This is a genomic window from Clostridium vincentii (assembly GCF_002995745.1).
GTDB classification, from domain to species: domain Bacteria; phylum Bacillota; class Clostridia; order Clostridiales; family Clostridiaceae; genus Clostridium; species Clostridium vincentii.
Genome location: NZ_PVXQ01000065.1, coordinates 1 through 9,588, shown reverse-complemented (window position 1 = coordinate 9,588; position 9,588 = coordinate 1). Strand labels below are relative to the sequence as shown.

Here is a 9,588-nt window from a genome sequence, read left to right as displayed (position 1 = left end):
TAAATCCAACTCCATTCTTTTTATCTTAGCAATAAAATTATAATGGATAATTTATGTATTGGGGAGATGTTTTTACATCTCCTTTATTTTTTTGCTACCTTTGCCTACTAAAATTATACTCTAACGTAACTTGATCTAAATATTCTTCATAACCTAATTCTTTCATTTTATCTATAGGGATAAATTTAAGTGATGCTGAATTAATACAATATCTTAATCCGCCCGTTTCCTTTGGACCATCACTAAATACATGTCCTAGATGAGCATCACCTATATTACTTCTAACCTCTGTCCTTACAGTTCCATGACTTGCATCAATCTTTTCTTTAACAACTTTTTTTGTTATAGGCTTTGAAAAGGCAGGCCATCCACATCCTGAGTTAAACTTGTTAGAAGATAGAAATAAAGGCTCACCTGTAGTTATATCCACATAAATCCCCTTCTCGTAAAAGCTATCATACTTATTATTAAACGGTTTTTCCGTAGCACTTTCTGCTGTTACTCTATATTGTTCTTTAGTTAACTGTTCCTTCAATTCTTCCATTGATTTTTTAGTATATTTTTTATCCATTTCATTACCTCCTTGATTCTCAATCAAAGTATTTGCTTCTAATCTTAAATCTATTCTAATATATTTCTATTATAACAAAATAATATCTTTAATGAAATGGCTATAATTTAGTTGTTTTTCAATTCTTATATGAATTAGACGTTAAATTTGCTAATCTTCTAAGCTGAGTCTCGTAAATCATTTTAAAATTCTTATATAATTCGTCATAATGCTCCAAATTGAATTTTACTATCATAGAGAAAAGTTATATAATTATAATGGAAACAATTGCAAATTAATATACATTAAGGGGGATTTTTTTATGGCAAAAATTATGATTTCACCAGGTAAATATATTCAAGGTAATGGAGAACTAGCAAATATTGCACAATATGTATCTGTACTTGGTGGAAAAGCATTATGCTTAATTAGTGAAAGTGGTTTAAAAAGAGTAAAGGCTACTGTTGACAAAAGCTTTGAAATTGAAAATATCACTGTTAAATATGATTTATCTAGCGGTGAGTGCTGTATGACAGAAGTAAACCGTATTATCAAAGTTTGTGAAGATAATAATGTAAATGTTCTTATTGGTATTGGTGGTGGAAAAATTATAGATACCATTAAAGCCGTTGGTTATTATAAAGATATTCCAGTTGTAATTGTACCTACTATCGCAGCTACCGATGCTCCATGTAGTGCTTTATCAGTTTTATATACTGATACTGGTGTCTTTGATAAATACTTATTCTTAAAGCAAAATCCTAATATCGTTTTAGTTGATACTGGCATAATTGCAAAAGCTCCAGTTCGTCTACTCGTATCTGGTATGGGTGATGCCTTAGCAACATATTTTGAAGCAAGAGCTTGTGAGAAATCTAACGCTATAACATGTGCTGCTGGTACTACTACCCTTGCAGCTTCAGCATTAGCTAAATTATGTTACGATACATTAATTGCTGAAGGTTACAAATCTAAATTAGCTGTAGAAGAAGGCGTTTGTACAAAATCAGTTGAAAAAATAGTAGAAGCTAATACACTTCTTAGTGGTATTGGTTTTGAAAGTGGCGGTATTGCAGCTGCTCATGCTATTCATAATGGTTTCACTGTATTGCCAGCTTGCCATCATATGTATCATGGTGAAAAAGTTGCATTTGGTACATTAGCTCAATTAGTACTTGAAGATGCTCCAATGGAAGAAATCGAAGAAGTATTATATTTCTGTAATAATGTTGGTCTTCCAACTACTTTAAAACAATTAGGTATTAATGAAATTAAACCAGAAGAAATTATGGAAGTGGCAAAAGTTGCTACCTCAAAAGAAGATACTGCACATAATATGCCATTTGATGTTACTCCAGAAGATGTTTACGCTGCTATTTTAACAGCCAATAAACTAGGAGAAGACTACATTTAATTGATAATTTTTTTACATGCGTATTAAAATTTCCCATCAAGTGAGTTATTTAATCCTACACTATAAACCTATATTATTAGCCAGCGTCTCAAGACGCTGGCTTTCACTTTTAAAATAATTATAACTGGACTATACTTATAATCCCTCAGCTTATTTCTTTACCACAGGTATTTGCAACTCTGTAAGCCATTCATCTTCACTTTCTTTGTTCCAAATTCCATCGATATAGTTTTCTCGTGGACTGTCAGCCATTATATATCCATTCTCTTCAATCCACTTAAACCCAAATGCATACGCCTTTGCGAGTACATCATATGCTCCCTTGTGCATAATAGAAACTGCAGATACACTTTCAATCTTTTTAAACTTAATATCACCAGTTTCTTTACCCATTTTGTCTACCGCTTCGCAGAATTCAATGTTAATATCTTTATCTTTGTATTCATTGTCAAGATACTTGATGAAACAGTACCCAGGCGCAGTACATTTTAATTCAGGATTTGCTGCAACAACCTCTTTCCCGATTGCCGGTATAAGCTCAAAATATGACTCATAACTTGGCACTGTCAGCCTCTTTGAATAGATGACGCACTCTGGTAATTCTTTCAAAATCGCTTGATAATTCATAATTAACTCCTCCTCTTTTCCTTGTAATATAAATTCAATTCGAGAAAGTTGTGCATTACCTTCAGCGATAGTATCTTCAATTTGACTTTTTCGTTTTTCCAAAATTAATTCTATACAGTGCCCGGACATAATCAGCTTGATTTCATCAATTGATAAACCGATTTGGCGAAAAGACTGAATTTTATGAAGTTGTATCAACTGTTTCGTTGTATAAAACCGATAGTTTGTCTCCTCATCCACAAATTCAGGTTTTAACAAATCAATTTCATCATAGTACCTTAGTGCTTTTACTGTAGTTTTCGTAAGTTTTGAAAATTCGCCTATTCTAAACATATACACATCTCCTTTCCTTGTAAATTAAGATTACAGTATCCTCTAAAGGGAGAGTCAATAGATCTTTGAATATTTAAGAACTCCATCATCCATATTTAACTCTATAATTCCTGTTTCATTCAAATATTCAACATAGGACCTTAACATTCTTTCTATTACGGTATATCTATATTTACTCTTTACATGAATATTAAATTTTTTAATAACAGCCTTCAGAATATCTTCCATTGTCATAGCACCATCTATAACATCACCTACTCTTGTCGCTCTATTCTTATAGAAATCTATATTATCAGTTATAAGTTTTGTAATATCATTATACATACCTTTATGTGCCACTACATATTTGCTACATTTTAAGTCATAAAGCTTTAATTTACTTTTCAAATCCTCTCTGAGTATATAAGCATAGGGCATTTTAGCACCCCTCATGACTTCATAGCTTATGAGGGCATCCCCTAAATACGCAACATCATCGGGAGTAGTAATGCATATATGTGCAGGACTATGCCCCGGTGTATGAAGAATTTCAAACTTAATACCGCACACATATATTGTATCTTGGTTATCTAAAATCATAATATCTGTTTCACAAACCATATGTCCAAAATGTTCTGTAACATCAGATAATGTTTGGCTACTATAATAAACCTTGAGATTGACTGTGGAACTGCAAACAAGAGCTTCATAGGCTGACATAGCGATAATACAATTATACTTTTTCTTTAAATATGCATTATTCCCTATATGGTCTATATGAGCATGACTGCATATTATACCAACTACCTTAAATCTGTTTTTTTCCAGAAGCTCATTTATCTCTTCTCTCTCTCCTTTTGCCCATCCTGAATCCAACATAATAATTTCTTTATCATTAATCTTATAAAAAGGTATGTATGACATTCCAGTATCAATACAGAATGTATTTCCCTTTATTTCTTTTATTTGCATGTACTGTTTTTAGCGAGTGTGTGTGTTATAAGTACACAAAATCACTAAATACTCACTTCCTTTCTTTTTATACTCTTTTATGTTTATTACCTGTTAATCCTTTGCTCCTACTATGGTGTCTTAAATACACTAACATTCTTTATTTAAATAGTACCATACATGTATATCAACGAATAAGCTTCTTTCTTTTTCCATTGTTTTATTTTGGAATGAGCCGGATAATTTTATCATCAGCTATATCTGGATTTCCTCTGCCATCTCTATTACTTGTTGTCAGGTAAATCGATCCATCTTTCCCCTGAACAACATCACGCAAACGTCCATACTCATTTCTCAACCATGATTCTATATTCTTCACTACCGTTCCTTTTCCATTTAACGAGATAGCAAGTAGTTGCTGTCCACGCAAAGCAGCAACGAGTAATTTTCCTTGCCATGGTCCTTGATTTAGGAAGGCAATACCGGAGGGTGCCCATGTCTCTTCTCCGCTGTGTATCAATGGTTTTTGTATCATAATTTCCTTGGAGTCCTCATTTCCTTGAACGAGAGGCCAGCCATAATTTGCTCCTGGTTGTATTATGTTTATCTCATCATGTGCTGACTGTCCATGCTCTGATGCATACAAGACATTTTTTGAATTCCATGCTAAACCTTGTGGGTTTCGATGACCTAAGCTATAAACAGGTGAATTAATAATTGGATTATCTTCAGGAACCCTGCCGTCTAATTCTATCCGGAGTATTTTTCCAGCTAGACTTGTTGGATCTTGTGCCAATGCAGAATTCCCTGCATCGCCCACTGTTATATATAATTTCTGATCCGGACCTACCTTTAACCTTCCTCCATTGTGAATTTCTCCCCCAGGGATTTTATCCAGAAGAACCCGGTCAATGGATGCCCTGTTATTCTTTTCAACCAATCTTACAACACGATTATAAATTCGATTACCTTCTGAATATGAATGCATAACATACATATAATGGTTTTGCGAATAATTTGGATCTAAGGCAATACCCATTAAACCTCCTTCTCCCTGACTTACAAAGGGTGCACGAAATGTAATGAGTGGCTGTGGATTAAGTTTACCATCTTCAATAATTCTAATTGCCCCAGACCGCTCCGTAAAATATAAGTTACCTTCATCACTTATGGCTATAGCCCAGGGTACATATAAATTTTCAGCGATAACTTTAATTTCGTAAGAAAATTGCCTTGATGTGATTGCTTTTGCCTTTACATTGACCGTATCAGGACCATGAAATATTCTACTAGACAAAATATTATAAATCATTTTTTTCATACTGTTATCCTCCAAATTGAAATGAATACATCTCTGAATTCACACTTTTTACCTTTATTATTTATATAGTTATTTCTGAATAATTATTATTTATTTGCAAATAATAATTCGTGTATCAATAAACCAATTATTAAGGAGGTTTTATAATGGGAATAGCAACGAATTCAACAGACAAATTTCAAACATGCATTGATGAATGTAATAGGTGCGCTCAAGCATGCTATGAATGTTTCAAAGCATGTTTAAATGAATCTGACGTTCAAGCAAGAAAAAACTGCATAAGCACTCTTGTTGAATGTGCTCAAATGTGCCAAATGTCTTCATCACTTATGTCAATGAATGCACAATTTATGAAAGAACATTGCACATTATGTGCTACTATTTGTTCCAAATGTGCATCAGAATGTGATATGTTTAAAGATGAGCATTGCACAAAATGTGCTACAGAATGTTATGCATGTGCTGATGAATGTAAAAAAATGACTAGTATGTAATTAGCCCTTAATATAGAAGTCAGTATAAATTTACTGGCTTTTCTATTATTATTAAGCATATCTGCAACGATTCCAAAGAAACCACCAGTATCTTTAGATATTTTAATACCGTATTCTTTCCCTTCAATTTTGATATCAAATCCCTAAAGCTTTCCTCCATATGTTTAAAATTCAATAAAAAAAACACCAGAGAAAATCTCTGATGCTTTATCATCATTCAAAAGATAGATTTAAATTTAATTTTATTTATTTGCTGCTTCCCAGTCTGAAACAAACTTTGCTATTCCTATATCTGTTAGTGGATGTTTTATTAAACTATCTATAACAGTTGGCGGTACTGTTGCTATATGAGCTCCCGCTTTTGCTGCTTCAATTATGTGAATAGGATTTCTTACTGATGCCGCAATTATTTCAGTTTTTATATTATGTTTTTCAAATATTTCACTAATATCTTTAACAAGGATTATTCCATTTGATCCTATATCATCAAGTCTTCCTAAAAATGGTGATACATATGCTGCTCCTGCCCTAGCTGCTAATAATGCTTGTGTTGCTGAAAAAACCAATGTAACATTTGTATTTATTCCTTTTTTTGAAAGATATGAAACTGCTTTAAGACCCTCTCTAGTCATTGGAATTTTAACTACTATATTCTTATGAATATTTGCTAGTTCTTCTCCTTCTTTTATCATATTCTCATAATCTAAGCTAATAACTTCTCCACTTATTGGTCCATCTACTATAGAGGCTATCTCTCTAATTGTTTCTTTTAAGTCCCTTTTTTCTCTTGCAATCAATGAAGAATTCGTTGTAACACCTGCGATTATCCCTAAGCTATTTATCTCTTTAATATCCTCAACATTTGCTGTATCTAAGAAAAATTTCATAATAACATCTCCTCATATCTATCTTGTAGAATATACTACAAGTATAGTATTTACTTATATTCTTTAATAAGTTCTTTAGCTTCTTTAACTATATTTAAGCTTGTTAATCCATACTTTTCTAATAATTCATTTGGTGTTCCTGATTCTCCAAAAGTATCATTTACACCTATTTTCTTAACTTTTGTAGGTGCTTTTTCACAAACAACACTACAAACTCTATCTCCAAGTCCACCTATTATTGAATGTTCTTCTACTGTAACAATTCCTTTTGTTTCTTTAGCTGCTTTTATTAAGATTTCTTCATCTATAGGCTTGATAGTTGAAATGTTTATTACTCTTGCATTTATTCCATCTTCTTTTAATAACTTCGAGGCTTCAATAGCTTTTTGAACCATCATTCCAGTTGCTACTATTGTTAGGTCATTCCCCTGAACTAGCTGCGTACCTTTACCTATTTTAAAAATGTAACTATCATCATAAATATCTTCAGTGTTACATCTTCCAAATCGTAAATATACTGGCCCATTTATTTCTGCGGCGGCTTTAACTGCTGCCATAGCTTCTCTATGATCTGCTGGTACTATTACCGTCATATTAGGCAATGAACACATTAATGCTATATCTTCTATTGATTGATGTGAACCTCCATCTTCTCCTACAGTTAACCCTGCATGTGTAGCTGCTACTTTCACATTAGCTTTTGGATAACAAATTGAATTTCTTATTATTTCAAAAGCTCTTCCTGTTGCAAAAACTGCAAATGTACTTGCAAATGGAATATATCCTACATTAGCCATTCCTGCTGCCATTCCCATTAAGTTTTGCTCTGCTATTCCTATATTAAAAAATCTATCTCCAAAGTTATTTTTAAAATCATTTGTCTTAGTAGATTTTGATAAATCTGCATCTAAAACAACTACTTTCTCATTTTCTCTTCCAAGTTCAACTAACGCCATCCCATATGATTCTCTTGTTGCCTTACCCATAATTCTCACTCTACCCTTCCAGTTCAATTATTGCTTTTTCTTTTTGTTCTAAACTAGGTGCTTGTCCATGCCATCCTGCTATATTTTCCATAAAGCTAACCCCTTTTCCTTTAATAGTTTTTGCTATTATTACTGTTGGCATGCCTTTTACTCTATCTGCTCTTGTCATAGCTTTATCTATTTCATCAAAATCGTTTCCATTACATTTAATAACATTAAATCCAAAGCTTTTAAACTTATCATCTAATGGAGCTATAGACATTACCTCTTCATTTTTACCATCTATTTGTAATCCATTATTATCAATTATAGCAACTAAATTATCTAACTTATAATGAGCTGCTGCCATTGCTGCTTCCCATACTAAACCTTCTTGCAGTTCTCCATCTCCAAGTAAAACATAAACCTTTGATTTACTCCCTTTATGTTTAAGGCCTAGTGCCATTCCAGCTGCATTAGATATACCTTGTCCTAATGATCCTGTTGATACATCAACTCCTGGAATATGTTTAGAATCTGGATGCCCTTGAAGCAACGCACCTATTTTTCTAAGGCTCTTCATTTCCTCTCTTGGGAAAAATCCTTTTTCTGCTAACACTGAATATAAAGCTGGAGCTGCATGCCCTTTACTTAAAACAAATCTATCTCTTTCTTCCATCTTAGGATTTTTTTCATCTACATTCATCTTTTCAAAATATAAATAAGTTATTATATCAGCACAAGATAGAGAACCTCCTGGATGTCCTGATTTTGACTCATATATCATTTCTATAATATTTTTTCTAACATTCTTTGATATTGAAATTAAATTTTCCTTATTCATTTTATATCAACCAACCTTTCTTTTACTTTACAGTCTCACGATCTACTAAATATGGCTCTAAAATAATTGTTTCCACAGGACTATGTTCATTATTTATTGATTTTAATAATAACTTAAAGGCCTCTTCACCCATTTTGTATATTGGTTGTGCCACAGTTGTAAGCTCTGGTTCTATAAATGATGAAAACCCAATGTTGTCATATCCTAATATATTTATATCTTTTGGAATTTTGTATCCATTTCTAATTAAGTACTTCATTCCACCAATAGCCATAATATCACTGCTATAAAAAATAGCTTTTAAATCTTTATTTTTATTCATTATCCTCTCTGTAGCTCTTATTCCTCCACCCATAGAAAACTCTTCCTCTTCTATAAGATCCTTATCTAATATATTTAACTCTAATGAAATCTCTTCAAAATAGCCTAAACGTGTATCTACCCCTTGTATTAAACCTCCTACAAAAGCAATATTACCTACTTTTTTATTCATAAGATATTCTACCCCAAGCCTAATGCCTTTGTTATTATCACAAAAAACTCCATTATATTTTTCATTACTTTCAACTTTTCTATCTGCAACAACAAAGGGTACATCATTAGCACTTAATAGCTCTAATGCTTCATTACTTTCTCCACTTGGAACTATTACTACACCATCAACTAACCTGCTTATAAGTAATTTTATATACTCATATTCCCGTTCTCCTCTGTTTAAAGTATTACATAATATCATACTATATCCACATTTCTCCGATTCTGTTTCTATGGCTTTGGCCATTTCTGAAAAGAATGGATTTTCTATATCAGGAACTATAAATCCAATAGTATAACTTTTATTTGTGCTTAAACTTCTTGCTACTGAGTTGGGAATATATTTAAGCTCCTTTGATGCCTCTAATATTTTCTTTCTTGTTTCATCTGAAACATTTATATTCTTATTATTTAATACCATTGACACTGTTGTCTTTGATACATTAACATACTTAGCTATGTCTGATAATGTTGTTTTCCTCATTATTTACCTCATCCTTTATCTGTTTTAACTAAGCATATTATACCATATCTACTTACTTATAATTTTCAACTCTGCTACTAGATTGAGTCAAGTAAAAGTGGGCAACTATTTTATTATCCATTATTTTACAGTATATATTTATAACTTCCCTTAAGCATTTTTACTCTTAATTGTAACTAATATCTCCAAATCCTTTTAATCCACA

General features: G+C 32.2%; 10 protein-coding genes. 2 read left to right on the top strand and 8 right to left on the bottom strand.

Annotation, left to right across the window (positions count from 1 at the left end; all coding sequences use genetic code 11):
• Window positions 1-94: 94 nt before the first annotated feature.
• Window positions 95-571: a peptide-methionine (R)-S-oxide reductase MsrB gene (gene msrB / locus CLVI_RS16610; protein WP_106061299.1), complete on the bottom strand. Its 477-nt coding sequence runs from the start codon at window positions 569-571 to the stop codon at window positions 95-97.
• A gap of 301 nt (window positions 572-872) precedes the next feature.
• Here msrB and CLVI_RS16605 point away from each other — a divergent pair, with 301 nt between their 5' ends.
• Window positions 873-1,964, top strand: a complete 1,092-nt coding sequence (locus tag CLVI_RS16605; RefSeq protein ID WP_106061297.1) for a glycerol dehydrogenase — start codon at window positions 873-875, stop codon at window positions 1,962-1,964.
• Between the two features lie 150 nt (window positions 1,965-2,114).
• Here the strand turns inward: CLVI_RS16605 and CLVI_RS16600 are convergent, their stop codons facing one another.
• The 3 genes from CLVI_RS16600 to CLVI_RS16590 form a co-directional block, all read right to left on the bottom strand.
• Window positions 2,115-2,924 (bottom strand): MerR family transcriptional regulator, encoded by an 810-nt coding sequence (locus CLVI_RS16600; RefSeq protein WP_106061296.1) that lies wholly within the window; start codon window positions 2,922-2,924, stop codon window positions 2,115-2,117.
• A 54-nt stretch (window positions 2,925-2,978) separates the two neighbouring features.
• On the bottom strand, window positions 2,979-3,875 hold the full coding sequence (locus CLVI_RS16595; protein WP_106061295.1) for an MBL fold metallo-hydrolase: 897 nt from the start codon (window positions 3,873-3,875) through the stop codon (window positions 2,979-2,981).
• Window positions 3,876-4,074: 199 nt separating this feature from the next.
• Window positions 4,075-5,175 (bottom strand): PQQ-dependent sugar dehydrogenase, encoded by a 1,101-nt coding sequence (locus CLVI_RS16590; protein WP_106061293.1) that lies wholly within the window; start codon window positions 5,173-5,175, stop codon window positions 4,075-4,077.
• A 146-nt stretch (window positions 5,176-5,321) separates the two neighbouring features.
• Here CLVI_RS16590 and CLVI_RS16585 point away from each other — a divergent pair, with 146 nt between their 5' ends.
• Window positions 5,322-5,669 (top strand): four-helix bundle copper-binding protein, encoded by a 348-nt coding sequence (locus tag CLVI_RS16585; RefSeq protein ID WP_106061291.1) that lies wholly within the window; start codon window positions 5,322-5,324, stop codon window positions 5,667-5,669.
• 242 nt (window positions 5,670-5,911) lie between these two features.
• Here the strand turns inward: CLVI_RS16585 and fsa are convergent, their stop codons facing one another.
• Genes fsa through CLVI_RS16565 form a run of 4 tightly spaced genes read right to left on the bottom strand, consistent with a single transcriptional unit; the run spans window position 5,912 to window position 9,383 of the window.
• Window positions 5,912-6,556: a fructose-6-phosphate aldolase gene (gene fsa, locus CLVI_RS16580; protein ID WP_106061289.1), complete on the bottom strand. Its 645-nt coding sequence runs from the start codon at window positions 6,554-6,556 to the stop codon at window positions 5,912-5,914.
• Window positions 6,557-6,606: 50 nt separating this feature from the next.
• On the bottom strand, window positions 6,607-7,542 hold the full coding sequence (locus tag CLVI_RS16575) for a transketolase family protein (RefSeq protein ID WP_106061302.1): 936 nt from the start codon (window positions 7,540-7,542) through the stop codon (window positions 6,607-6,609).
• Window positions 7,543-7,552: 10 nt separating this feature from the next.
• Complete coding sequence (locus CLVI_RS16570; protein ID WP_106061287.1) at window positions 7,553-8,365, bottom strand: transketolase; 813 nt, start codon at window positions 8,363-8,365, stop codon at window positions 7,553-7,555.
• Between the two features lie 22 nt (window positions 8,366-8,387).
• Complete coding sequence (locus CLVI_RS16565; protein ID WP_106061285.1) at window positions 8,388-9,383, bottom strand: LacI family DNA-binding transcriptional regulator; 996 nt, start codon at window positions 9,381-9,383, stop codon at window positions 8,388-8,390.
• Between the last annotated feature and the right edge of the window lie 205 nt (window positions 9,384-9,588).

Coding starts and splice junctions, on each gene's coding strand:
- msrB (WP_106061299.1), bottom strand. CDS start 571: ATGGATAAAAAATATACTAAAAAATCAATGGAAGAATTGAAGGAACAG.
- CLVI_RS16605 (WP_106061297.1), top strand. CDS start 873: ATGGCAAAAATTATGATTTCACCAGGTAAATATATTCAAGGTAATGGA.
- CLVI_RS16600 (WP_106061296.1), bottom strand. CDS start 2,924: ATGTTTAGAATAGGCGAATTTTCAAAACTTACGAAAACTACAGTAAAA.
- CLVI_RS16595 (WP_106061295.1), bottom strand. CDS start 3,875: ATGCAAATAAAAGAAATAAAGGGAAATACATTCTGTATTGATACTGGA.
- CLVI_RS16590 (WP_106061293.1), bottom strand. CDS start 5,175: ATGAAAAAAATGATTTATAATATTTTGTCTAGTAGAATATTTCATGGT.
- CLVI_RS16585 (WP_106061291.1), top strand. CDS start 5,322: ATGGGAATAGCAACGAATTCAACAGACAAATTTCAAACATGCATTGAT.
- fsa (WP_106061289.1), bottom strand. CDS start 6,556: ATGAAATTTTTCTTAGATACAGCAAATGTTGAGGATATTAAAGAGATA.
- CLVI_RS16575 (WP_106061302.1), bottom strand. CDS start 7,542: ATGGGTAAGGCAACAAGAGAATCATATGGGATGGCGTTAGTTGAACTT.
- CLVI_RS16570 (WP_106061287.1), bottom strand. CDS start 8,365: ATGAATAAGGAAAATTTAATTTCAATATCAAAGAATGTTAGAAAAAAT.
- CLVI_RS16565 (WP_106061285.1), bottom strand. CDS start 9,383: ATGAGGAAAACAACATTATCAGACATAGCTAAGTATGTTAATGTATCA.